This window comes from Paenibacillus residui (assembly GCF_042677205.1).
In the GTDB taxonomy this organism is placed as follows: Bacteria; Bacillota; Bacilli; order Paenibacillales; family NBRC-103111; genus Paenibacillus_L; species Paenibacillus_L residui.
Genome location: NZ_JBHTIU010000085.1, coordinates 1 through 23,126 on the forward strand (window position 1 = coordinate 1; position 23,126 = coordinate 23,126).

Sequence of the window (23,126 nt, forward strand, 5' to 3'; positions counted from 1 at the left end):
TCCTCATCGTTGCCATACAACTAAGAAACTCCTTTTTTGCTGTCTAATTTTCTTAGTCCATTATATTGTTCGGATGGGGGAAGTAGGTATATTATTTCTTGACGCTATAGACGATTGGAAATATGCTGGTTCCAAACTCAATCTCAGCTACAACTTTGGCGGTGGTGGTGATATTTTTATTGGAGGAAGTGACTTTGGTAATGCTGGAAATCCTGAAAGAACACTCTGCTCCCAACAGGATGATGTCAACGGGGTAAATAATCTATATTAGTTCGAAAGGGTGATTTAACCTATGAAAATTCTAAAAAAATATAAGACATTGTGGATTTTAAGCGCAGTTGTTTTATTGGCAGGCGCTGTTTATTTTTCTAACATCCCGCTGCTTGCTATCAACTCTACCGGTGAACTCTCCGAGTACTATTCTTCTATAGATGAATTAAGCCAAAGAGCGGATATCATTGTCCAAGTAGAAAAAACCGGAGGTAAATCCTTCAAGTATGAAGATGTTCCTTTTACCCTCTCCCAGGCAAAAATTCAGCAATCCTATAAAGGAAGTAAGCCGGCCGGTGAGAGGATTGTCATTCTGGAGACGGGAGGAATCATCCATAATATTGAATATACTTTTGAAGGGAATAAAATATTGCGGGACAAGGATAGGGCTGTCCTTTTTTTGAAAAAATACACGGGCCCTGTAACCAATGAAGATGCGTATGTTATTCTTGGTGTATTCCAAGGGAAGTTCAAGCTGGATGGAAAAGACGGTATCATTCATTCCTCTGATCATCTGTCCAAAGATCTTGCCAAACTTCGGACCAAACATGAATTAGAAAGCTTAATAAGGAGTCATTAGCAAATCGAGGCTATCTATATTAACTATGAATAACTAAGATCATGCGAAAAACCTGCATGCTTTTGGCTATAACGGACACCACTGACCTTAATCGGTCTAGAGGGGCCTTCCGGCAAATTTAACAGACTCAGAAGACCTTATTCCAAGAAATGCAGGCGAAAATAGGAGAATTCTATGAAATAAGCGAATCTGCGTCCGTTAGTCTAAAAAAACCGCCTAATTTGACGAAATAGGGTCTCTCAGGTCCGTACCGTTTCACTTGCGCTGTACGACACTTGGACGTTACCTTTAGTACAATCCAACAGTCTCGTATCTTCGAAATTCAGCACGGACCATCTGCAGAAGCGAGATGGTCCGCTTATGGCATGACGCAACAGCTCATTTTCTTAGGTAAGTGCCGCTCCTATAGCCACTGCTTTAGAAAGGCAATGACTTCCGCACGCATCTCCGCTGTTTCGAGGTGCCCGCACGGGCAGCGAACGAGCTTCCAGGCCTCGGGCCGCCCTTCTTCCTGATAGATCTTGCGCAGATGGGCGTCGATCCGGTCCAGTCCGGCCGGCGGAGTCAGCTTGTCATAGTTCCCAGCCAGTCCCAGATGGGCGCGTGGAGCGATTAACGCATTGATGTCGGAGGAAGTAAAAGCTTTTAACAATCCGGGGACATAATAATAGATCCCGTGACCGTCCAGCCCCCGGGTATGGATTAGCTCCTGATAGTCGGTCAGGCCGCAGATGTCTACGCATACCCGGATCCGCCTGTCCAAGGCGGCCGTCCACCAGGACATTGTGCTGCCCATGGACATCCCGAGGGTTGCGAGCCTTGTCTCGTCCACATCATCGCGGGTCGTGAGATAATCAATAGCCCGCAGGCTGTCATAGACCATCATGCCCCACAGCACCTGTCCGTTCCAGAGCATCTCCTTAAACAGCTCGCTCTCCGACCGGCCTCTCCTTTCGCCAAATCCCCAGGCATCTATACTGAGAACGGCGTACCCCATCCGAGTAAGCTGTTCGGCATAGGGAGGGTCTTGCAGGTAGCTGTTTCCCCGCAGCAATTCGTCTTTCCCGAGTGCGTAGTTTCCTCCATGGGAATGGTTGAACAGAACGGCAGGCAGCTTGACGGAAACGTCCTTGGGCCGGATAAAATAAGCCGGAACCGGCTCGATTCCATTGAGATGCAGCAGCAGCTTCTCCAAGTAATACCCTTCTCTCTTCTCTTCCGCGAGCATTTGCACCTTAACGGGAAGCTCCCGGTCAGGCAGATCGCCCAGCAGCCGGTACAATTTTTCCCTCTGCTCATCCTTGGACAGGTTCATGGGTGTGACCTCCTTAATAAGGAATGAATTTCATTTAAATGCGGTGTGAACGCGGTTCCGTAACGGGTTTCCTTAGTGGCCGTTGAAGAGTCTCTTAGTGGTACGGTGAAGAGCGTTCCTAGGGTACGGTGAAGTGCGGCCTTAGTGGTTCGGTCGAGAGCGTCAAGAACCGGCAAAAGTGCAGGTCTTTTCAAGGAGTTTGGCTGAAATCGGCAAATGACAGGCGAAAGTGCAGGTAAATTTAGTCATTTGGCTTGTTTTTGGAGTTTGTGTGGTGAAAGACCTGCAGTTTTGCTCGTCTTCTCCGGGATCTGGCGGATTTTTGCAAAAAGACCTGCAGTTTTGCATGTCCTTTTGCCCCCTTGTGCCTTAATTCCCTTAATGTCACTAATACCTCACTGCATTGGGGCTGTACGGGTGTAATGCCTTTAAGTAATCGCGCGGTTCGCTAGGTCGGCATGCCTCGGCTCAACAAACAATAACCTATGGAAAGTTGCGATCGGCAGCCTGATTATATTTAGGGAGAATATATATTTTAAGCTCCAATTTCATCCTACTGCTACTGTCATGTATACTTCGACGTTCATGAGAATTATTCCTTTCCCTGACGGGCCATCAAGGTTTAATGGTTTTAATCCATAGACATCCGGTGTTAAAATGGATGTACACTCAATTAAGACTCGAAGGGGCCGCCCTCCCGGGTTTTGTAGACGCACTAGAGGAGGTTGGTTCGTTTGGACGAAAGGCAGGAAGCAACCATTCTGGTTGTTGAGGATGAAGAGAAAATCGCCAGGCTGCTGGAGCTTGAACTGGAGAGCGAAGGTTATTCGGTCGTGAAAACCGGGAACGGCCTGGATGCTCTGGAAGCCTACCGGACAAAGAGTTGGGATTTAATTCTGTTAGATGTCATGCTGCCGGGAATAAGCGGAATCGAGCTGCTGCGCCGCATCCGTTCCATGGACGGCTCGACTCCCGTTATTCTGCTGACGGCCAAAAGCTCCGTGGAAGATAAAGTGTCGGGGCTCGACCTGGGAGCGAACGATTACGTGACCAAGCCGTTCCAAATCGAGGAATTGCTTGCCCGCGTACGGGCGGCGCTGCGGATGCGTAAGCGCGAACCGGCCGTAACGGAACCGGACCATGGCCATTGGCTGACATGCGCAGATCTGAAATTGAATGAGCAAACGAGGGAAGTGTTTCGCGGAGAAGAACTGATTGAATTGACCCCGCGCGAATTCGACCTGGCGGTCTACCTGCTGAAGCATCCGCGACAAGTGCTTGAGCGGGAGCAAATATTGGAAGCGGTGTGGGGCTTCGATTATATGGGCGAGACGAACATTGTGGATGTGTATATCCGGTATATCCGCAAAAAAATCGATCACGGCCGCGAGCCCGCCCTGATCCATACGGTACGCGGCGTCGGCTACGTGTTAAAGGATAAATGACACTATGAAATTGCGAAATAAAATACTTCTGTACTCCTCGGCTCTGTTTATCACCCTTTTCATCCTGATGAACGGATTGATCTATTATTTGTTCAATACATTGGTCTTGAACAATGAATTAACAAACATGAAGGCGCAAGCGGATAAAATCGCCCGCAGCATAGCCCAATCGGCGAATACGATTCCGCTGAACGATCTGCTTCGCACCTATGCCCCGCTCAGCGGAATGATCCGCATCGTGGCGGAAGACGGCGACAGCAGGGCGCTTGTCACTTCTTCGGATCAGCAGCAATTGAGCAGGCTCGAGGTGAACTATGAGAGCCGCCAGCGCAGCGAAATTATGAAGTATGAGGGGCAGAGCTACACGTTCATCTCGCTTCCGGTCATATGGCCGGACGGCAGCGTGGTCAATATTCAATTATCGCAAAGCCTGCGCGAGATCGAGCACAACTTGTCCGTCCTGCGGCTCGTGCTTATGGCGGTTACTCTCGTTGCGATGATTCCGGTTCTCCTCTCCAGCCGGTGGCTCAGCAATTTGCTCACGCGGCCGATCACGTCCATGATTTCGACTATGCGCGACATCCGGCAAAGCGGGAAATTCAAACGGTTGGCGTTGAAGGAGAAGTCGCAGGACGAGCTGTATGAGATGGGGAAGTCCTTCAATCATATGATCGATTTGCTCGAAGAAAACTTCGAGAAGCAGGAACAATTCGTATCCAACGCCTCCCATGAGCTTAAGACGCCGCTTACGGTCATTGAAAGCTACTCCAGTCTGCTCAAGAGACGAGGGAAGGAGCGGCCGGAATTGTTGGAGGAATCGGTGGATGCGATACATTCCGAAGCGGTCCGGATGCGGGAGATGACCGAACAATTGCTGCTGCTGGCCAAGAACAGCGAGCAATGGGACCTTCAACCCGAGCCGGCCGATTTGCAGGAGCTGGTGCAGCAATCGGTGAAAGTGTTCCAGAATGCTTATGGCCGAACCGTTCTGTTCGAGTCGTCCGGGCCCATCATGGCGTATGTGGATATTCAGAAGCTGAAGCAATTGATCTTCATCTTTCTGGATAATGCCAGGAAATACAGCGATGAATCAATAACCGTCAGCACCGGTACCAGGGAGCGGCATGCCTTCGTGAAAATTCTTGATCACGGCATCGGTATCCCGAAGGAAGAGCTTCCGAAGGTATTTGACCGGTTCTATAGGGTGGATAAGACAAGAAGCCGGAAGCAGGGCGGGACGGGCCTCGGTTTATCTCTGGCGAAGGAAATGGCCGAGGCGATGGGTGCAAGAATCGAACTCGAAAGTGTAGAAGGCTTGGGCACGACTGCCACCATTTGGCTGCCCTTGGACTGATCAGGCCTTGAGCGATCTTCCGTACGATTCTCATCGAATTCTCATTTTTCCATGATACCTTTAAGTAATACCCCACAAAGTGACGCATACCTTCGAAGCGTATTCCGGGTACTTTGCGGGGAGCCCTGTAAATACCCCACAAAGTGACGTATGCCTTCGAAGCGTATTCCGGGTACTTTGCGGGGAGCCCCGGAACAGAAGATGACTAAGACGGTATTAGCGGAAGCTTTTCATGAAAAATCGTAAAGTGTCCCATTTTAATAATTTTATGATAAAAAGAGATGGGGTGAATTGCATGTGGCGATGGATTGGGGCTGTCAGCCTGTCCGCCCTCCTCATCGCCTTATTGGCGCTAGGGATGAAATGGCCGATAGGGGCGGCTCCGGCTGATTTGTTGGCGGAGCAGGAGATCCGCGAAGCGGTATTAAATCAATATCCCGGAGAGATCCGCCAGGTAAAGCTGCAGGACAAAGCCTACAATTTGGAGCTTGAGTATCAAGGCGGGATCTACCGGCTGGAGGTAGATGGCGCCAATGGAAATATAACTGCGCTGGAGATTTTGGAACCGGCTGCCTCCCCTTGGCCGACAGAGCAAGAGCCCTCGCCTGGGACCGCTGCGGGAACGAATACGGAGCCGATGCCGGGACAGACGAATGGAGAGGGAGAGGAGCTAAGCAGCGATCAGATTAGAGCCATTATCCAATCCGAGGCTGCGGGGGACATCCAGTTCTTCAAACGCATTTATCAGAATGGAAACCCCGTCTACAAAGCCATAGTCAAAAGGGAATCCGGCAAGGCCGTCATCATGGTGGATGCCCTGACCGGAAAGGTACTGCTGTCCAAAGAAACCTCATCTGCGGCTACGTTGACCGAGCAGGAAGCGATCGCAATCGCACTCTCTAATGTGCAGGGAAAGGTGGAGGATGCGGATCTGAAAGAAACAGACAGTGCAGCCTACTACCTGGTCGAAATTGAAACGGACGACGAACGGGAAGCTACGGTGCAAATTCATGCCGTTTCGGGCGAAGTGATGTCGATTACCTGGGATGATTAAAGCAAAAGCATTGCAGAACGGCTCTCTCCTATTTCTCATCATTTTCTAATGTAACTTTCCTTCTCTTCTCATATTCGTGCGGTACAGTATAAATCGAAGCACCCATTCAAAACACGAGGAGGAATTGATAATGAACAAGAAATTGGCGGCAGGGATTCTTGCAGCGGTACTTGTGACAGGCGGCGCGATGGCGGCTCATGCCTCCGTCAGCCAAGCGGCGGAGCCCCAGGTTAAAGCCCAGGAACAGAGGAGCATGCTCACCGAGGAGCAGGCGAAGCAAATCGCGCTGAACAAGAAACATATTCCGGGCGCTGAGGTTACCTCCGTGGAACTACAGCAGCAGGATAGTTTTCAATATTACAAAGTTCATTTGGAAAGAGACCGCTTGGGATTCGATATCTATCTGAACGCTTATACGGGGAACATATTGAAAGTAGTCAAGTATTGGGACGGCGTCAGCTACGGTGATCCAAAGATTGATTTTGCAAAATATAAGGAAAATCTCGATCAATACTACAACTATCGTTACAAGAAAGATGACGATGCGGCAAAATTCACTCCCTCCCTCTCCGCCGATCAAGCGGCAGAGATCGTTAAATCGCAAATCAGCGGGGCTGTCGTTACCCAAATCGAGTTGGACGAAGAAGACAACCGGCCGGTTTATGAAGTGGAAGTGATTGCAGGCCATAGCGAGGCGGACGTGACCATCGATGCTAACACCGGGAAGGTCATTTCTATCGATTGGGACGATGATGATTATGATAACGACTATGATGATGACCACGATGATGATGATGACGACTTAGATTAATAGCCAATCTAATCAAAAAAGAATACCATAGATAACCGATGGAGGCCCTTCTGCTGAAGGGGCTCCTTTTTTTCCGAATTTAAGACACTTTTCATTAGTTATTCATATTCCTTTAATTGTTTTGATGTATAATTACGGGAGTCTATTTAATATAGGAAAAAATGCAAACAAGCTTTGGAGTGATGAATGTGGACATCCAGGATTTAAACGGATGGAAAGATTTCCTATTAGTTTACAAATTTGCGATGGATGAAGTGAATACGAAACTGAAAATTTTGAACGAAGAATTCAGATTCAGCCATAATTATAATCCGATTGAGCATTTGAAATCGCGCCTGAAGACACCGGCCAGCATTGTACAAAAGCTTAAGAGAAAGAACCTGGAGGTTTCTTTGGAGAGTGCCCGCAAGCACATTCACGATGTTGCCGGAATCCGGATTATTTGCTCCTTTACGACCGATATCTACAAAATTCTGGACATCCTGTGCAAACAAAGCGATATTTATATGGTTGAGGTTAAAGATTACATAAAAAATCCAAAGCCCAACGGCTACCGAAGCCTTCACCTAATCGTGGAAATCCCGGTCTTCCTCGCTAACCGGACAGAGCATGTCAAGGTAGAGATCCAAATTCGCACGATCGCGATGGATTTCTGGGCCAGTCTGGAGCATAAAATCTTCTATAAGTTCCAGAGAGAAATTCCCAAGGAGCTGACGGATCAACTTCGGGAATCGGCCGCCCTGGTTCATCAATTGGATAAGCAAATGCTTGCCATTAACGAGGAAATCCAGCAATTCAAAATAAACGACGGCATTGAATACGATGAGGGACAGCAGACAATAAACCTTGCCCTGACCTCTAAATTTTCCACCTAGCCCTACAAAAAACGGACCCGCCAGTTAAGCGTGGTCCGCTGCTTTCATAATTAGCGTGCCCCTCTCTCCTTCCAGGGCAAGATCCGCTTCATGAAGCGAGCATATGATCGAGGTGCCTCCGGAGTCTGCAAACCGGGAGGCCGCATCGATCTTGGGCTGCATACTCCCTTCGCTGAAATGTCCCTCCCGCCTGAACCTCTCCAGTTCCGGGGGAGTGACCCTGGTTAACGCCCTCTGCCCGGGACGGCCGTAATGAATATAGACATTGTCTACATCCGTCAGAATCAGCAGTACATCGGCTCCAATCTCCTGAGCCAGCTTGCAAGCGCTGTGATCCTTATCAATGACCGCTTCGATACCGCGGTAAGTCCCGTCCGGCTTGCGCACGACCGGAATTCCCCCGCCTCCGCAGGCAATCACAATTTGATCCTCGTTCAGCAGCTTCGCTATTACATCGGCCTCGATGATATGCAGCGGAAGCGGAGAAGGAACGACTCGGCGCCAGCCCCGGTTGGCATCCTCTTTCATAATCCAGCCCTTCTCCTGCATGAATGCTTGCGCCTCTTCCTCGGAATAGAAGGCCCCGATGGGCTTCGTCGGGTTTCGAAAAGCTTCATCATCCGATGAAACTTCTACACGAGTCACGATGCTGACTACGGACTTATCAATTCCCAGCAGCTCCAGCTCATTACGCATCGCCTGCTGTATCATATAACCGATCAGCCCTTGGCTCTCCGCACTGCAAACGTCCAACGGCATCTGTGGCACGACCTGTCTGGCTTCCTCGTTCTGCCGCAAAATATTCCCCACCTGCGGCCCGTTGCCATGAGTAATGATCAATCGGTAGCCCATGCGGATTAATTTGGCCAGAATCCTGCAGCTTGCAGTTACATTGGCCAGTTGATTCTCGAAGGTCGCTTCCTGTTTGGGCTGAAGGATGGCATTTCCTCCAAGTGCGACTAATAACGTCCTGTTGTTCAAAAGATTTCTCCCCCCACAACTGTCCAATCCTTGGCAAGAGTCCGGCGGTGATGCACCTGCCTAATAAACTCTACCTCATTATACCTGTCCTGTACCCGCATTCAACCGTAAAGTGGATTTTCTCCGGAAAATCAGAGATTCGATGCATAAATGCGCACCAGGCTGTCACACAGAAACCCTGGACTCCATCCAGGCTTATTCGAAGCCGTCTTGTCGCGATGCTCATCGTTGCGGATGAGTCACGGCTATAGGAGCACAAGTTTAGGTTCCTGTATTAGGAAGAGGAGTACCATAGGAGACTTCAACCGCTATATATAAAATCCACGTTAGTTCTATAGTATTCTTTGATCAATCCGATAAGATCACAAAGTTGAAGACCTCGTTTTGCAAACATAGCTTTAAGACGGACAGGTGACCCGGTTGCCGGGTCATCCTGAACAGCAGCATGCCGAGAGCCAAGTATCGGACATACCCTTTGCATTATTATATCTAACGGCAGCAACGCCTTATAAAACAAACGCATGTATGGAACCGTTCCATACATGCGTTTGTTTATGTCTATTTCGGTCATCGCGCGGCGTCTGGCTGGGTGATTTTACTGCTGAGCCTTCCACTCATTGATGCACTGCAGGAACCTAGCCGGCTCGTCAGTGGCATACCAGCGGATGCCCAGATCCAACAGAGAATGAATAGCTCCCCCTTCTATTTCGAAGGGCAATACTTCAAGGTCTACTCCGGCCTTCCTTGTTTCGTCCAGCGCATATTGCAGAAATTCCCGGTCCACAACATAAGGCCAGTCCGAGGCTCCTTCCTGGCTGCGCAAATGAATTTGGACCTGATCCAGGCCTTCGAAGCCGGAGGCCAGAACATCGGCGAAGGTGGCGCGGATTTTGTCCGGGCTTCCTCCGACCCACTGCATGCTTTTGACCCCTTGGGTGATTTGCTTCATCTTCTTGCAGTTCTCCTGAACATTATGGGTGAATATGACCTGTTTGTTTACACCATACTGGTCAATCATGGCCCCTAGCTGCTGCAGGTCTACTTCCTTCAGATCGAGGTAAGCCATCCTTTCGGGATGTCCCTGCATTTCACGAAACATTTCTTCCAGCGACGGCACTTTCTCTCCGGCAAATTTCTCGTCAAACTTGATTCCCGCATCCCAGGCACGGATTTCCTCGAAGGTCAACTGCGAAGCGGGGAGCGTGTTGATCTCATCCGGAGCATTCGTAGTCCTCTCCAGTGTCGCATCATGCAAACATATGATGACGCCGTCCCGGGTCGAACGGACATCCACTTCGGGAATGCCGCCCAATTCCCAGGCGTAGCGAATGGCTGCCATTGTATTATCCGGCGCTTCGTAGGCTCCTCCTCCGCGATGCGCCTGCCAGTAAATGGTATTGCCTTCTTTACCCACCTGTTATCACTCCTGTCGGATAGTTGAAGCGAGCTCTTAGAGGTTTAGTCTAATCCAAATATTTACGCACCCGCTTGAACTTGTCAAGAGTTCTATTTACGGATTAAGAGCCGTTTCCAACGGGGAGCAGCAGTCGGCCGGAACTTCATCGGCCAGCCATACCTCATTACCGGCATAGTAGAATTGTGTGCCTTGTTCATGCGCCTTGCGGGTATCGACAGCAAGAATGACCAACTGCCCGCGCCTCTGGCCCGCCAACGAAGCAAAATGAAGCCCTTCGGAAAGATGGACGTACTGACGGCCCATCGGGCGGATTCCCTCTGCCAGTATTTCCTGCAGGACAAACATATTCGTCCCGTGATACAGCACATCCGGGGGCTGACCGGGCTCGTAGCTTAGTTTCTGGTGACTATGCCCGTATCTAGCCCTTATCCGGTCGCCGATGATTTCGAAACGCTGTTTGTCGGAGTTGCGGACGACCTGCTCGATTTCTTCCATCGTCACCGCCTTCCATTTCGGCCGGGAGCGGACCGCCTGCAGCAAAGCTGCTGTAGGACAGGAACCGTCCCGCGACTCCAACACAATTCCGTATTCTTGCGGAGTATGCCTCAATATTTTCGTCATGAATTTGCTGAGACTGATTTCTTCCTTTTTGTTTAACACAATTTTTCCCCCTCTGACTCTATGTAAGTAATTTCTCAAGCATAGAAACGCACCTTTGTTTCCAATCTCGCAGCCAGCGCTTTAAGCGCCCTTTGTCATGCTCGGATTTCACGAATGACATTACCCATTTGACTTCCAACGATACTTTTATTGGTTTGAATAAAAAAGACCACGGGCTCCAATGCCTGCGGTCTTGCCAAGTGTCTACTTACATTGTTTCGATTACAGGCCCGTTTAAGGCCGCCGGGGAGCCCCGGAAATAAAAAAAGACCATGGCTCTATCGTCCATGATCCGGTATAAGCATACTTTAAATCAGGGTGGAGCTTCCCGGACTGGTATAGCTTCTATGCACCGGAGAGGCCGATAAGAGAAACAAGCGTATCATATGCGGTTGTCAAATGATCGAGTTGACCTGTCATCTTCATCGGCCTCCTTTCTAATAAATGGTATATTCATCTTAACCGCAGGCAGCCGTTCCGTCAACAGCCCTCCTGCGGACAGTTTAGTTATAATCATTTACTACCTGCTGCCACTGAAGCAGCTACATCACCTTGCGGGAAGGATTTTTCGTGTAGCGGTTGGCATATGACGAAGCCACTACAGATTCCGGCTTCACCCGAGCCCGATAAATGCCCATGGCCTCCACCCGCTCGACCATCTCTTGGACGTAGAGAGACGTTTTATTGACAATAGGCCTCGTCCCGGCATCAATGTCGATGAATGATTGCAGTGATGCTCCTTGATAAACATAAGGGAGAAGCACTTCTTCCATTTGGTGCACCGCATCTCCGGCGAAATAAGAAGCCACCTCCTGGGAAAGCGATGTCTCCATAGACAGCTTTTCCTTCACGGAAGTCATTTCTCTGGGTACGATAACCTGCCGATAGCAGGCCCAAGCGCCCTTGCCTGGACGATGGATGACGATGCCGGTCACAAATTTCGTATAACCGCGATAGACCTGGCTGTCAGAACCGATAACAAAATGATATAGAGATGCGGGATCTTGAGCCATAAAACGCAAAATGCGCTGCAGCACATCATCAATGGAAAGCCTGCTTTCCGTCACATTCTGGAATTTCAGTTCACCTTGCATGGGAATTCGTTGGTTTAATGTCATAGTCGTCACCAGTACAATGTACTTCCATCCTTTCGTTCGTTTGCGGAGCATTCCCCATTCCGCTCCTGAGCATATTATTCCTGTCTTTCTTTTACACTATCCGAATGGCCGTTATTTCCGATTACTTTCAGACTATTCAGTTATTTCTTGACAGGGTTGGACGGATAGGGACGGGAATCACCCGTTCGTCTGCCAGTCGCCATAAAAAGCAGCAACATCTATGACTTGACCTACCCACGACTTAGTGAAAAAAAAATTTGAGAAAAACAAATAGAAAAAGGCTGCGAAATACGCAGCCCATGTATAAATACCGAAAAACTCCTTAAGAAGCCAGGTCTGCATCAAGCAGACGCTGTATCGGCACAGGAAAGCGGCGCATAACGCAATATGGGGTACAGGAAAGCGCATGAAGCTCCCATTGGCAGAAAAAATGAGCATATTTCTCTTGCTGGATCATGGTCCTATACCTCCTTGTTCTCAAAATGGATGAGTTTTGCATGAAACATCGTAACACGCGATTCCAAAAGCTGTCAACCCTTCTTGTTTTTACTTAACGAAATCTTTAAGAGGACGACCCGCCATTCAACACCTCGTCCACCCAACGGTAACCCCTCTCTAAATCCGCATCACTGATCAAGTCCGATCTATGCTCAAATTGAATTTTGACTGTCTTGTTTTCCATTAAAAAGGCAGGCCTCTATCCCGTAGAAGCCATCCTTATAATCGCGGAGGTACTTGTTGTAGTCAAATCCTCCATACTGGCCAATCATAAAATGATTCATTGTCTTCCCCTTTCTCCTGCTGCAGCTTGTCCGGTTAAAAAATTTCTTTAGTTCCTCCAACCTGATACTTCATTCCGTCTGCATCTATTCGAATGACCTCGGGAACATAATTAACAGGTGCCTCCAAAAGGAAAAAGGACTACACTTCTTCAAGTCCGGCTCGCAAGTCCCTAATAAATTGTTCCGCAAACTGCTGCATTTCATCGTAAACGATCTGTGCAAAAGCTTCTAATTCGTTCCTCATCCAAGTAAATAAATCCATGAAAGTAGCAGGCGTATTTGATTAAATCATGGTCAGTAATTTCCGGATAAAATTTTAATAATTGGTTAGCGGACCGGATCATTCTGTCGATATGGGTTAAATCGTGCATAATATCTTTCTTCTCATAATAAGGTTTGACAAAATGTATCAGACGGTTGTAATCGATCATCCTAATCAGATCCTTTTCCTGAATTTGAAAAAGGGAATAATTCTCATTTCGATTCTATAGTAGTGAATATACCATATAATTCCTGATTCCAAAATGATTCTCATACGAATATACCTCGAAAAAATACAGTTAGATCGTCGGCAAACCTAATAGCTTAAAATAACGATAATATGTCTTTAAATTGACGGCTTGTCTTCCAAGTAATACACTCAAACCAAAATACAACTCATATACAAGTACTAAAGGAGGTGTCACCATTGAACGATATAACGAAAGCGCAGTACGAATATGTTGCGCAGCCCTGTAGGAACTTCAACATTCTGGGGCATACCTCGATAATCGATCCATGGGACGGCAGAGAAAAGTATGTTCTTTCGAACTTTGCTTTGGGGGCTACCGGAACTATTGTTTTTATCGATGTTTTGACGGGTGACGGGGAATCGTTTGTTTTGCCTGAAGGCAACGGGGCATGGGGCATTGTAAATTGGCATGATGAGAAGCTTGTGATCGGTACCTGCGTGGACCAAGCTTATTTGCACGTCTTTGATTTAAAAACAAGGCATTGGGCTGAACCGCTGCCGTCCGTCGGAGAATCGTATTTCTGGCAGCTGACAATCGGCTCCGACGACAAAGTATACGGTGGTACTTATCCCGGATGTTCCTTGATGCAGTACGACCCGGCTGCCCATACGTTGGTTAACCTTGGCAGAGTATCCGATAACGCGAAAAACTTGTATACTCGTCCCGTTTACGGTCAAGCACCGGGCTATATCATCGTGAACTTCGGATTTGATACGAATGGGTTGAAAGCCTATCATATCGACAGCGGGACTTTTCTGCCATTTAGTACGCCAGGTGCAGCCGTTAGGGAAATTAACGAGAAGTTCATTTGTACGGAAGATAATGGAGTCTTAGCATTTTATGATCCAAAGTCGTTGTTGCCGATCGAAGACAATGGTTATACAGAACAGCTCAAACCGAAGGCCGTCACTTTGCCGAACGGGCAGAAGATTCCCTTTATCCCGTTGAACAATAACAGATTGGCCGGCTTCAGGGGACAGGATTATTTCATCATCGATGCCCCGCCTTCCAAATCCGATTATGAAAAGCCGCTTGACATTAAGTTAAAGCCTATTCCTGTTAAGGCTCCAGAGACGGAAGTGTTTGCGCTTGCGCCCGACAACGGGGGCCATATTTGGGGAGCCAGCGGCTTCGGCCAGACCATCTTTCGCTTCAATCCGACAACGGGAGAGTACTGGAATTCCTCTTCGGTATGCAACCATGGAGGTGAGGTGTACGGCATGGTGTTCGTTGGCGAACGTCTATTCATGACCTCATACGTCGGAGGGGATCATATCGTTTACGATCCGAACCAGCCCTGGGACCAATTAAACAATGTCAATCCCAAGTCGCTGCAATCGGTAGGACCGGATTTGATACGGCCGCACGGTCGAAGTGTCAGAGGTCCTGACGGTGGCATTTGGACGGGCTGGTGGGCCAAATACGGGATATACGGCGGTGGACTTTCGCGGATAGATCCCGAAACAATGGAGGTCGATAGCTGGTACGACCCGATTCCCGGGCAGGCGATCTCCGGTTTGGCAGCGGACGGCAATTATATTTATTTTACGACAAATGGCCATGCCAACGGACTGGAAGCCCGCCGCGACATATGCTGTCATCTTGCGATATGGAAGCCGGGCTCGGGGCTGATTCATATCGAGAAGCTGTCTCAAGGCGATGAACCGAATTCCGGCTTGTGCGCGATTAACGGCAGGGTTGCTGCAAGTATCGGCGGACAAATCCGAATTTACGATACGGACCTTCGCAAATTTGTTCTAGACATACCGGTTTCCGAAGAGTGCGAGTGGATTATAAAATTGGATGATCGGAAGGTCGGCGCCTTCTGCGGAACAACGTTATATGAAATCGATCTGCTAAGCGGGAAAACATCCGTCCTGTCCGAACTGCCGGGCAAAATCCGGGCAGCGACGATTACAGATGCCGGCGATATCTACTTCTCTGTCCAAACGACTCTGTATGTATTGAAACATTCGATTTAAGTGTTAATATCAATTGTTCTGATGCCCTTGGATCATTATTAGACATTAGGATATAATCTAAAAACCAAAAAACGGAAAGAAGCGGGAAACCCTACTTTCCGTTTTTATATGAAGCAGCCTCATCTTCGTTCAATTGCGCCGCTAACTGTGCTCAAACGTCTTCAGGGCATTCTAGAACTACCTGTAGCAATGGGGAGGAGCTTGATCCAGTCTCTTCCCCCCTTCCCGGTTTCAAGATTGACAACGGGCTTGAAAAAAGGGGACTCCAATTCCCTCATTCTCCAATACATGCCTTACATTTGACGCGCACGCTGCAATGCCGAAGCCAACAGCCCGGCAAGGAGTCCCCAGATGGCATTGGTGACCAGAACGCTGATCACGGCGAACGGGTTCGTTAAGGGGCCTTGCAGTTGACCTGTAAGGACTGGAGACAGAATGGCGCTAATGAGAATCGCGAACACTCCATAGGTTATCCCGGTTAACAGCAATACGACCAGTGGCTGCCTGACACGCGTAAAGACAACTACCGAAATCCAAATAAGGGTAATAACGATAGTCACTACAATGCTGGCGGTAGGCTGGCCTATTCGTTCCAGCAACCCCAGCATACTCATGATCGGCCTTATGAGTGCCAAAGCCCCCATAGCGAGAATAAGCAGCCATGGCTTGCGGTATGAGTTTTTCATAAATTCACCTGCTCCTTGCTTTATTTGTACATTTCAACAAGAATTTAATGTTGTTCCCTTTTTCAGACTCATTGTGATTCCTTACGTTTAGCCCGACCGAAGATGATTCGCTTGGCCTGAATCGCCACATGAAGGGCTAACCAAAACATCACGGCGGCGATCACCGTATGAAATGCTCCGGCCCCGGTAAAATTGGCGGTAAAGAACTGGGCAAAGATCATCACAAATAGAGCAGCGCTTATCCAGCGCAATGATTGGGGCAGACGACCGGTAAAAGAGAAAATGAGCATCAAAAGCGGAATAAACTCAAATAAGTGAACAAACACTATATGATTATGCCAGTAGGACGGAGAAGTAAAGACGGCCATCCCGGCGATGAAAATCTGGATCACGACACAGGCAGCCAATAGCCAGGCCAAGCCCAGAAAAAGGAATCTCGATATTTTGCCACGATGTTCATTTGATTTCGTTTCAACAGACATTAGTAACAATCCTCCTCCTGTAGTGTGCGGCAATGAGCGAATGGGAGACCGTATCCGGTGCAGTCCTGAGTAGCCTGCATACCGTTCCGATCAATGGCGGCCAGAAGGTTAACCAAGAAACAGGAAGCATCCCTCCCAAAGCCATCAGATTAACGCTTATCCCGATACAAAATCCGCTTGGCGTTCCCGTTATGACAGACAGTTCCCTGAATATGACCGGAAGCATAACCAGCAGCGCGAGATAAGTACACCCTGTCCAGACCAAAGGCAGAATTTCTTCCTTTACTAACAATTGCCCGCAGGCCATCACAGCGGAACTGGTGGCCAGGATTAACAAGCTGGTGCATATACTGGTCTGCCACTTTCTCAAGGAACCATATCCTTGAACTCTCTGGTCCAATTGGATTTGCAGTGCGAAACAGCCGCCAAGAAATACATTCAATACCCACACCAGCACAAATACCCCTCCCCTTTCCAACCTGGCCCTCCGACTTTGATGGTGAAGTTTAAGGCTTTTGGTTTGTAGCCGCCGCTTTCTCACTCCTGAATATGGTTTTTATCTTACCAGCACAATGTTGTGAACTTGTGACGAACCTTTACGGGTTTGATGAAATTTGACAAATCTCCCCTAAATGTATAAACGACCTAGTATAATGACAATAAAATATGGTGGAAAAGGAAGTTGAACGGAATGTCATACAAGCTGCTGCTGGTGGACGACGAGGAAAAGGTTCTGGAATTTGTGGAGCCCTTCTTACGGGAGGAGGGGTTTACCATCGTGACAGCAAGAACAGGAAAGGAAGCGATTCATAAAGCCCGGGAAATGCAGCCTTCCTTAGTCGTGCTGGACTGGATGCTTCCGGAGATGAGCGGTCTCGAGGTTTGCCGCGAGCTGCGCAAAATGGGGCCGATGGGAATTATTATGGTTACGGCGAGAACGGAGGAAACCGATAAAATCATCGGGCTGGAGGTCGGAGCGGATGATTATATGACAAAGCCATTTTCCTTACGGGAGCTGGCTGCCCGGATTCGATCCGTCCTGCGGAGAATCGGCGGGCCCGAAATTCCGATGCAGACTCTGGATTATATGGATCTGATGATCTCCGAAGCCCAGTGCCGCGTATGGAAACGGGGGAAGGAAATCTCGCTGACTCCTACCGAATTCAAGCTTCTGCTGACGATCGCGGCGAAGCCGGGAATTGTATACAGCCGCCTTCAATTACTGCAAGCGGCGCTGGAGGACGATATTCTGAACGACGAACGAACCGTGGATGCTCATATCAGCCGTATCCGCAAAAAAATCGAGGATGACCCTTCACATCCTGTATACATTCATACGGTATATGGATTCGGGTATCGGTTCGGTGACCGGTCATGAAGGTCAGCCGCAAGTTATTTCTCGCTATGGCTTCCTTTATCGTCGCCATGAGTGCCGTCTTCGTTCTGGTGACGCATCTGGTCGTTCAGAAATCCACAGAAGCGGCGGTGGCGGCTACCCGGGGCGAGGAAATAGAATCGTTGGCCGAGCCGCTTGTCCGTTATTACCAAAACCACGGTCATTCCTGGGAAGGCGTTCGGCAGCTTGATTTCAACGAGTGGAGCCAAGCCCATAAAGCCAGCTTTCTTGTGCTCTCTACCGATAATAATGTGCTGCTGCGGGGAGGGGACGAAACCGATCCGCTGATCAAGAGACTGGGGATCACCAAGCCTGTTCGTCTGAACGGACAAACGATTGCCGTATTATATTATTACGACCCGCAGGTCGCCTATTTATCCAAAATGCGAATCGGCATTCCGATTTCCGTACTCTTTCTACTCACTGTTAGCGCCATCCTGTTTATCATTATTTCACTTGCGGTAGCTTATTGGCTCTCTAGGCGTTTAACTGCGCCCCTCAATCAATTAATACCGGCCATTGACCGTCTGGGGAGGGGGGAATTCGGCATACAAGCACCTGTTACCACCAAGGATGAATACGGGAAAGTGGCGCAGGCCTTCAACGACATGTCCCGGATGATTCAAAACGCCGAAGACGTCCGTCGCAGTCTCGTGGCCGATGTAGCCCACGAATTGAGAACACCGATTACAATCATTCGCGGCAAACTCGATCTGGCCCAGCAGAGCGGCCAACCGATGGATCAGGAAAGCTTGCTGTCCCTGCAGGATGAGCTGATTCGCCTCACTCGATTGGTGGATGACCTGCATTTGCTTTCATTGGCTGAAGCCAGGAAACTGCCGATGGAGCGTAAAGTAACGAGTCTGCCCACCCTCTTGAATCGGATTGTCGATCATGTGACTCCCGATGCCGATCAGAAATCGATCCGGATCTGTTTGTCGGGCGAGAGCGATGTCCCTGCTGTTGAGGTCGATCCTAACCGGATTACCCAAGTTTTGCTCAATCTGATTGTGAACGCCATCCATTATACGCCTCAGGGAGGCTCAATCACGATCGGGATCGGACAAGAAACCATCGAAGGCAGTACGTCTGGAAATCTTCGCATCACCGTGACAGACACCGGACCGGGAATCCAACCGGAGCATCTGCCCCATCTCTTCGACCGGTTTTACCGGACGGATGAAGCACGCGCCCGGATAAGCGGCGGAATGGGACTCGGGCTTGCCATTGCCAAAGGATTCGTGACTGCACACGAAGGGACTATAGACGTGGAAAGCATTCCTGGAAAAGGAACCACCTTCATTGTCCGATTGCCGATAACCCGGGAACGCTATTATAAACCCTGACTCCATTTTCCTTCGCGAAAAGCCGTTCATTTTAAAATGCTTACATTTATTATGCTCTTGTCTTATAGAAGAGCTAAGGAATTAAGTTCCAATTTGTGATATGCTTAACTCGACTTAGATCGTTAAAGAGGCCAGTGAACTCGCTAAGCAAGGCTGAAAGAAGTCTCTGCTCGCAGATTCAGCTTCCTTCTATAGAAGCGGGGATTTCATCAATTAGAAATTATCGGATAAACAGCGGTCATGAACATGTAACAGGGGGGAGCTATGGTGGGAAATTCACGTTTGTTTTATGTCGATCATCTAAGAGTCCTTCTTACGGTTCTAGTTATCTTTCATCATACGGCGATTACTTATGGAGGAGAAGGCTCATGGTATTACATTGAATCTACAGAAACCGAGCTTACGCCGACTAAAGGGCTGTTGTCATTGTTCACCGGAGTGAACCAGGCTTTCTTCATGGGCTTTTTCTTCCTGATTTCGGGCTATTTCACTCCCCGTTCCTATGATCGAAAGGGAGCCTTACCGTTTCTGAAGGACCGGTTCATTCGGCTAGGTATTCCTCTTGCTGTCTACGTTTTTCTGATCGGTCCTTCCTTGATTTATGCAATGAAGCCGGAGGGGAAAGAACCGTTCTGGAGCTTCTATTCAAACGAAATTTTATCGTTCCGCATCATAAATTGGGGGCCGCTCTGGTTCGTGGAAGCCTTGCTCTATATGGCCATTGCTTATGTTTTGTTCCGCAAGTGGGATAACAGGAGGATAGAAGTCTCCGACGCTTCGCAAGCAGCGGCATTTCCCTCCCATCGGACCATATTCCTATCCGGGCTTCTCATCGGCTCCGCATCGTTCTTGATTCGGCTGGTGATGCCGACGGGTAAGGAAATTCTTGGCTTACAGCTCGGTTATTTCGCTTCGTATATCTTTCTGTTTATTGTAGGCATTCTCGCATTCCACCGAAATTGGTTTCAATTGCTTCCGGTCCAAACCGCCCGTACTTGGCTAATAGTTTCCCTCTGTACCCTTCCGGCTCTTCCCATTTCGGCAGTATTCGGCGATGTGTTGGGGCAGCCAGATGCTTCCATCAACGGTGGGCTAAGCTGGTTAGCGTTCATATACGCATTCTGGGAGCCGTTTGTTGCTTTCGGCATTATTATGTATCTTCTCGTTTGGTTCCGGGACCGTTTCAACACATCCGGCCTTATGTGGCAACGTCTGGCGGCTTCCGCCTATACCGTCTATATCATTCACCCGCCTATCGTCGTCGCAATATGTTATATGTTGCGCGGAGCCGCTTTCCCGAACATCCTGAAATTTATCCTTGCCGGTTTGGCGGCCACGGCATGTTGTTTCGCCATTGCAAGTCTGCTGCGCAAGATTCCATTCGCCGACCGGGTGCTTTAAATGCTGACTTGGGCGAGCATAAATTCCTGCGATAATACAGTTTTTTAGAGCGAATGACGTCGGGAAGAAAAGCCTGCGAAAATACACGAATTCTCGTTCCCAACAGCCAAACCGGCGCTTTAACAAACAAGAAAGATGTACTTTTGCAGGCTTTACCTTACCGCTATCGGCTATTGATTACGCTTCATGGACTAATACCCTTCAATTTTAATCGGTCAGATTTCTAGTTTCGGACTGCGGCGATGAGCAGGAACATAGGCCGGCGGGTTTCATCCCGCATTTCGGGAATCTGCGCCTGCAATTCAACGGTCGGTTGAGGCTCGGACAGCTTCGAAATACTGAATCCCGATTCTGTTAACGCATTCACATAGGTAGCGACAGTCCGGTGATATTTAACCACGTCATGTTCTAGAAAATGAGTCTGCCGCAATCCTTCCTTCTGATAATCGTCCACCGGCCAATGCAGCCGCTCGCCTTGCGGGCCGTAATACCAATCCTGGGCGGCCAGCGCGGTAAAAATCGGATGTTCAACCGATAGAACGAAAGCTCCCCCTGATACAAGACAATGATGGACCTTTCGGCAGACGATGTCGAAACGCTCAACATAATGGAGAGCAAGCGAGCTTATGACTACATCGAATTCCTCTGCAGGGAAGTCGATGTCTTCTATGGCAAGCCGGCGATATTCGATCGCCGAATCATTCGTATCTTCTCTGGCGCGTGCCAGCATTTTCTCGGAGAGATCTATTCCCACCACCGACCGTGCAAGCTCTTCTCGTGCATATCTACAGTGCCAGCCGAAGCCGCAGCCCAGATCCAGCACACGTTTATCGCGCAGTTCAGGAAGCAGCGCACGGAAGGCATGCCATTCTCCCGCAGCCTTAAGCCCGCCAATTGAACGAGGCATTCGGCTGTATTTTTCGTAGAATTCAAGTTCGTCATATTTGTTCTGTTTCACTATTTCCATCTCCGCTTGGGTATTGTTTTCAAATTATCACATACGACATACAAACCGTTTATTTGGAGGTAATTAGGATCATACCTTCACCGGATCAATGAGTTCAGTCCAATTCATATGGGGATTACCATCTGAATTGACAGTCATTACTCCAACATAGGATTTCATCGTTTCTCGACCAATCTCAAAGTAATGCTCAAACATTGTTTGAATACTCCACGGCATTTCCAGAGTATTAATCACATCTCTCCGGACCCAGTGTAAATCACCTTCGACAGTATTCATCACTTCTTCTTTATACGTCTTTCCAAAATAAACAAACTGCTCTCTTATCTCCGTGCCTTTCAGGCGTACTAAAATATACCTTAATCTGAGGTCTGCTAATTCCTCTTTTACAATTCCGGTTTCCTCATAAATCTCTCGGATACAGGCTTGTTCAGGATTATTAATCTCCTCGGGCTCCAGGTGACCGCCTACTCCTGTCCATAACCCTGGGGCAATTTTTCTATTCGCGGCCCGTTTCAGCATCAGGATTCTGCCATCGTTAAATAGAAATGCCGTGGACATCAGTCGTGTATTCATTTAGTGCTCCTTCCTCAGCCTAATATTTCTTTTTCGAAAACCAGTTCATCCTGAAGCTTGTAACCGGATTTTTCATAGGTCCTTATCCCCGCCCGATTGTTATTTCCCGTCAGAACCTTGATATTCGTCACTCCAAGACGGATAAGCTCCTCCTCCAGAAACCGGATCAATAAAGTGGCCAGCCCTTTCCCCCGGGCCTCTTCCTCTACGTACAATTCAGTAATCTCCCCCACAAGCTCGGAGTAACAAAACGATTTAAAAAATTGCGCACAAGCAAATCCTGCCGGTATCTCATCGAGCAGGGCAATGGCCACTAATTCATTTGAATTTTGCAAACTTTGCTCAACTTCCGAAGCGGATACTCCCACTCCATTAAACTTGTTATTTAAACGGACCAGCGCACCGGAATCCTCCGCCGACGTCCACCGTACATACATGTTATTCATTGTCCGATCATTCCTCCCCCGAATACGGATTTTCGGATTTCCGCTCTCTGAAATAAGAAGGCCATACGTCTGATTCACCAAGCCTTCATATATCTGTCGGTATTATTCAGTAATACGTTCTCTCCGCGTTCAACGCTCATTCGAAGCTTCTCGAGTTCATCGACCGCCAACTTGTAATCGTTCCTATTCATTGCTCCTTCTTCCAATGCTGCGTCCAGTTCGTCTTCATCCAGTATGTAATATTGTTCATTCGGCAATACGACCAAATCCAAGTACAAATCCTCAATGACCGGTATTCCTTCATCCGTCAGCTTGATCGATTTCACGATATCGAAATACCACTGCATCACTTTGTTTTGCTCGTTTATCATAACCGTCAAGCTATGATGCTTATTGTTCGGAAAAAACATCAGCCAGAAATACCCATCATCCGCTATACAGATCTCTTGGCTGCCGTATTTCATTGTTAACGGCTCTTTGACCTCGTCCAGAAACAGCCACGAAATATATCCTTCAAAGCAATGATCCCGTACATACTTTTGGACATATCTTTTCTTGATAATCCGGGTCCAGTTCGGACGATCCGCGAATTTTAGTTTCATCATGCCTCCTTGTCCCGTTAAATGTCCTTTTTCAGATAATAATGCGTGTGCCCGCCGGCGCTTTCATTTAA

Annotated in this window: 24 protein-coding genes and 1 pseudogene; 11 read left to right on the forward strand and 14 right to left on the reverse strand. The window is 48.4% G+C overall.

The genetic code is table 11. From position 1 onward, the window contains the following. Both ACFQ03_RS20775 and ACFQ03_RS20780 read left to right on the forward strand, forming a co-directional pair. Window positions 1-271: hypothetical protein (locus ACFQ03_RS20775; RefSeq protein WP_379290703.1), on the forward strand; the 271-nt coding region annotated here is incomplete at its 5' end. 21 nt (window positions 272-292) lie between these two features. Beyond that, the gene (locus ACFQ03_RS20780) at window positions 293-850 is read left to right on the forward strand and encodes a hypothetical protein (RefSeq protein WP_379290705.1); all 558 of its coding nucleotides are present in this window, start codon (window positions 293-295) and stop codon (window positions 848-850) included. A gap of 403 nt (window positions 851-1,253) precedes the next feature. Here ACFQ03_RS20780 and ACFQ03_RS20785 read toward each other — a convergent pair whose 3' ends face one another. Next, entirely contained in the window at window positions 1,254-2,165 is a 912-nt protein-coding gene (locus ACFQ03_RS20785; protein WP_222126659.1) for a dienelactone hydrolase family protein, read from the reverse strand. 734 nt (window positions 2,166-2,899) lie between these two features. On the opposite strand from ACFQ03_RS20785, the gene ACFQ03_RS20790 reads away from it, so the two are divergent. The 5 genes from ACFQ03_RS20790 to ACFQ03_RS20810 all read left to right on the forward strand — a co-directional run bounded on the left by ACFQ03_RS20790 (window position 2,900) and on the right by ACFQ03_RS20810 (window position 7,704). Further along, window positions 2,900-3,610, forward strand: coding sequence for a response regulator transcription factor (locus tag ACFQ03_RS20790; RefSeq protein WP_379290707.1), 711 nt, complete (start codon window positions 2,900-2,902; stop codon window positions 3,608-3,610). A gap of 4 nt (window positions 3,611-3,614) precedes the next feature. Then, entirely contained in the window at window positions 3,615-4,964 is a 1,350-nt protein-coding gene (locus ACFQ03_RS20795) for a sensor histidine kinase (protein WP_379290709.1), read from the forward strand. A 295-nt stretch (window positions 4,965-5,259) separates the two neighbouring features. Continuing rightward, window positions 5,260-6,018: a PepSY domain-containing protein gene (locus tag ACFQ03_RS20800; RefSeq protein ID WP_379290711.1), complete on the forward strand. Its 759-nt coding sequence runs from the start codon at window positions 5,260-5,262 to the stop codon at window positions 6,016-6,018. A 130-nt stretch (window positions 6,019-6,148) separates the two neighbouring features. Next, window positions 6,149-6,829: a PepSY domain-containing protein gene (locus tag ACFQ03_RS20805; RefSeq protein ID WP_379290713.1), complete on the forward strand. Its 681-nt coding sequence runs from the start codon at window positions 6,149-6,151 to the stop codon at window positions 6,827-6,829. A 179-nt stretch (window positions 6,830-7,008) separates the two neighbouring features. Further along, window positions 7,009-7,704 (forward strand): GTP pyrophosphokinase, encoded by a 696-nt coding sequence (locus ACFQ03_RS20810; protein ID WP_370451778.1) that lies wholly within the window; start codon window positions 7,009-7,011, stop codon window positions 7,702-7,704. A gap of 24 nt (window positions 7,705-7,728) precedes the next feature. On the opposite strand, the gene arcC is transcribed toward ACFQ03_RS20810, so the two are convergent. The 6 genes and pseudogenes from arcC to ACFQ03_RS20840 all read right to left on the reverse strand — a co-directional run. Further along, entirely contained in the window at window positions 7,729-8,685 is a 957-nt protein-coding gene (gene arcC, locus ACFQ03_RS20815) for a carbamate kinase (RefSeq protein WP_150960093.1), read from the reverse strand. Window positions 8,686-9,280: 595 nt separating this feature from the next. Then, window positions 9,281-10,099 carry a glycerophosphodiester phosphodiesterase gene (locus ACFQ03_RS20820; protein ID WP_379290716.1) on the reverse strand — a complete coding sequence of 273 codons (819 nt, stop codon included), beginning with the start codon at window positions 10,097-10,099 and terminating at the stop codon, window positions 9,281-9,283. Between the two features lie 96 nt (window positions 10,100-10,195). Continuing rightward, entirely contained in the window at window positions 10,196-10,762 is a 567-nt protein-coding gene (locus ACFQ03_RS20825; RefSeq protein ID WP_379290718.1) for an RNA 2'-phosphotransferase, read from the reverse strand. A 542-nt stretch (window positions 10,763-11,304) separates the two neighbouring features. Then, window positions 11,305-11,880, reverse strand: a complete 576-nt coding sequence (locus ACFQ03_RS20830) for a ribonuclease H-like YkuK family protein (protein WP_379290802.1) — start codon at window positions 11,878-11,880, stop codon at window positions 11,305-11,307. Between the two features lie 322 nt (window positions 11,881-12,202). Next, entirely contained in the window at window positions 12,203-12,337 is a 135-nt protein-coding gene (locus ACFQ03_RS20835; RefSeq protein ID WP_379290720.1) for a hypothetical protein, read from the reverse strand. A 205-nt stretch (window positions 12,338-12,542) separates the two neighbouring features. Further along, a pseudogene (locus tag ACFQ03_RS20840) lies at window positions 12,543-12,662 on the reverse strand (sugar phosphate isomerase/epimerase); the annotation flags it as partial. Between the two features lie 688 nt (window positions 12,663-13,350). On the opposite strand from ACFQ03_RS20840, the gene ACFQ03_RS20845 reads away from it, so the two are divergent. Further along, window positions 13,351-15,156, forward strand: a complete 1,806-nt coding sequence (locus tag ACFQ03_RS20845; protein WP_379290722.1) for a hypothetical protein — start codon at window positions 13,351-13,353, stop codon at window positions 15,154-15,156. 293 nt (window positions 15,157-15,449) lie between these two features. Here the strand turns inward: ACFQ03_RS20845 and ACFQ03_RS20850 are convergent, their stop codons facing one another. The 3 genes from ACFQ03_RS20850 to ACFQ03_RS20860 form a co-directional block, all read right to left on the reverse strand. After that, entirely contained in the window at window positions 15,450-15,842 is a 393-nt protein-coding gene (locus ACFQ03_RS20850) for a hypothetical protein (RefSeq protein ID WP_379290724.1), read from the reverse strand. 68 nt (window positions 15,843-15,910) lie between these two features. After that, a complete protein-coding gene (locus ACFQ03_RS20855) occupies window positions 15,911-16,324 on the reverse strand; it encodes a DUF6220 domain-containing protein (RefSeq protein WP_379290726.1) in 414 nt (137 codons plus the stop codon). Further along, the gene (locus ACFQ03_RS20860) at window positions 16,314-16,781 is read right to left on the reverse strand and encodes a hypothetical protein (RefSeq protein WP_379290728.1); all 468 of its coding nucleotides are present in this window, start codon (window positions 16,779-16,781) and stop codon (window positions 16,314-16,316) included. The genes ACFQ03_RS20855 and ACFQ03_RS20860 overlap by 11 nt, the downstream gene beginning before the upstream one ends. Window positions 16,782-17,015: 234 nt before the next feature. On the opposite strand from ACFQ03_RS20860, the gene ACFQ03_RS20865 reads away from it, so the two are divergent. From ACFQ03_RS20865 to ACFQ03_RS20875, 3 genes are all read left to right on the forward strand, one after another. Further along, window positions 17,016-17,702: a response regulator gene (locus ACFQ03_RS20865; RefSeq protein WP_379290730.1), complete on the forward strand. Its 687-nt coding sequence runs from the start codon at window positions 17,016-17,018 to the stop codon at window positions 17,700-17,702. After that, on the forward strand, window positions 17,699-19,066 hold the full coding sequence (locus tag ACFQ03_RS20870) for a sensor histidine kinase (protein ID WP_150960098.1): 1,368 nt from the start codon (window positions 17,699-17,701) through the stop codon (window positions 19,064-19,066). Before ACFQ03_RS20865 ends, ACFQ03_RS20870 begins: the two co-directional genes overlap by 4 nt. A gap of 264 nt (window positions 19,067-19,330) precedes the next feature. Then, window positions 19,331-20,467, forward strand: a complete 1,137-nt coding sequence (locus tag ACFQ03_RS20875; protein WP_379290733.1) for an acyltransferase family protein — start codon at window positions 19,331-19,333, stop codon at window positions 20,465-20,467. A 223-nt stretch (window positions 20,468-20,690) separates the two neighbouring features. Here the strand turns inward: ACFQ03_RS20875 and ACFQ03_RS20880 are convergent, their stop codons facing one another. The 4 genes from ACFQ03_RS20880 to ACFQ03_RS20895 all read right to left on the reverse strand — a co-directional run bounded on the left by ACFQ03_RS20880 (window position 20,691) and on the right by ACFQ03_RS20895 (window position 23,055). After that, complete coding sequence (locus ACFQ03_RS20880) at window positions 20,691-21,425, reverse strand: class I SAM-dependent methyltransferase (protein WP_379290735.1); 735 nt, start codon at window positions 21,423-21,425, stop codon at window positions 20,691-20,693. Window positions 21,426-21,503: 78 nt separating this feature from the next. Continuing rightward, entirely contained in the window at window positions 21,504-22,007 is a 504-nt protein-coding gene (locus ACFQ03_RS20885; protein WP_379290737.1) for an NUDIX domain-containing protein, read from the reverse strand. Window positions 22,008-22,021: 14 nt separating this feature from the next. After that, entirely contained in the window at window positions 22,022-22,453 is a 432-nt protein-coding gene (locus ACFQ03_RS20890; protein ID WP_379290739.1) for a GNAT family N-acetyltransferase, read from the reverse strand. A 74-nt stretch (window positions 22,454-22,527) separates the two neighbouring features. Next, on the reverse strand, window positions 22,528-23,055 hold the full coding sequence (locus tag ACFQ03_RS20895) for a DUF402 domain-containing protein (RefSeq protein WP_379290741.1): 528 nt from the start codon (window positions 23,053-23,055) through the stop codon (window positions 22,528-22,530). Window positions 23,056-23,126: the final 71 nt, after the last annotated feature.

Excerpts from the sequence above, each read along its gene's own strand:
- ACFQ03_RS20865 (WP_379290730.1), top strand. The coding sequence starts at position 17,016 with ATGTCATACAAGCTGCTGCTGGTGGACGACGAGGAAAAGGTTCTGGAA.
- ACFQ03_RS20870 (WP_150960098.1), top strand. The coding sequence starts at position 17,699 with ATGAAGGTCAGCCGCAAGTTATTTCTCGCTATGGCTTCCTTTATCGTC.
- ACFQ03_RS20855 (WP_379290726.1), bottom strand. The coding sequence starts at position 16,324 with ATGTCTGTTGAAACGAAATCAAATGAACATCGTGGCAAAATATCGAGA.
- ACFQ03_RS20835 (WP_379290720.1), bottom strand. The coding sequence starts at position 12,337 with ATGATCCAGCAAGAGAAATATGCTCATTTTTTCTGCCAATGGGAGCTT.
- ACFQ03_RS20850 (WP_379290724.1), bottom strand. The coding sequence starts at position 15,842 with ATGAAAAACTCATACCGCAAGCCATGGCTGCTTATTCTCGCTATGGGG.
- ACFQ03_RS20780 (WP_379290705.1), top strand. The coding sequence starts at position 293 with ATGAAAATTCTAAAAAAATATAAGACATTGTGGATTTTAAGCGCAGTT.
- ACFQ03_RS20785 (WP_222126659.1), bottom strand. The coding sequence starts at position 2,165 with ATGAACCTGTCCAAGGATGAGCAGAGGGAAAAATTGTACCGGCTGCTG.
- ACFQ03_RS20895 (WP_379290741.1), bottom strand. The coding sequence starts at position 23,055 with ATGAAACTAAAATTCGCGGATCGTCCGAACTGGACCCGGATTATCAAG.
- ACFQ03_RS20795 (WP_379290709.1), top strand. The coding sequence starts at position 3,615 with ATGAAATTGCGAAATAAAATACTTCTGTACTCCTCGGCTCTGTTTATC.
- ACFQ03_RS20885 (WP_379290737.1), bottom strand. The coding sequence starts at position 22,007 with ATGAATACACGACTGATGTCCACGGCATTTCTATTTAACGATGGCAGA.
- ACFQ03_RS20800 (WP_379290711.1), top strand. The coding sequence starts at position 5,260 with ATGTGGCGATGGATTGGGGCTGTCAGCCTGTCCGCCCTCCTCATCGCC.
- ACFQ03_RS20875 (WP_379290733.1), top strand. The coding sequence starts at position 19,331 with ATGGTGGGAAATTCACGTTTGTTTTATGTCGATCATCTAAGAGTCCTT.
- ACFQ03_RS20805 (WP_379290713.1), top strand. The coding sequence starts at position 6,149 with ATGAACAAGAAATTGGCGGCAGGGATTCTTGCAGCGGTACTTGTGACA.
- ACFQ03_RS20830 (WP_379290802.1), bottom strand. The coding sequence starts at position 11,880 with ATGACATTAAACCAACGAATTCCCATGCAAGGTGAACTGAAATTCCAG.
- ACFQ03_RS20890 (WP_379290739.1), bottom strand. The coding sequence starts at position 22,453 with ATGAATAACATGTATGTACGGTGGACGTCGGCGGAGGATTCCGGTGCG.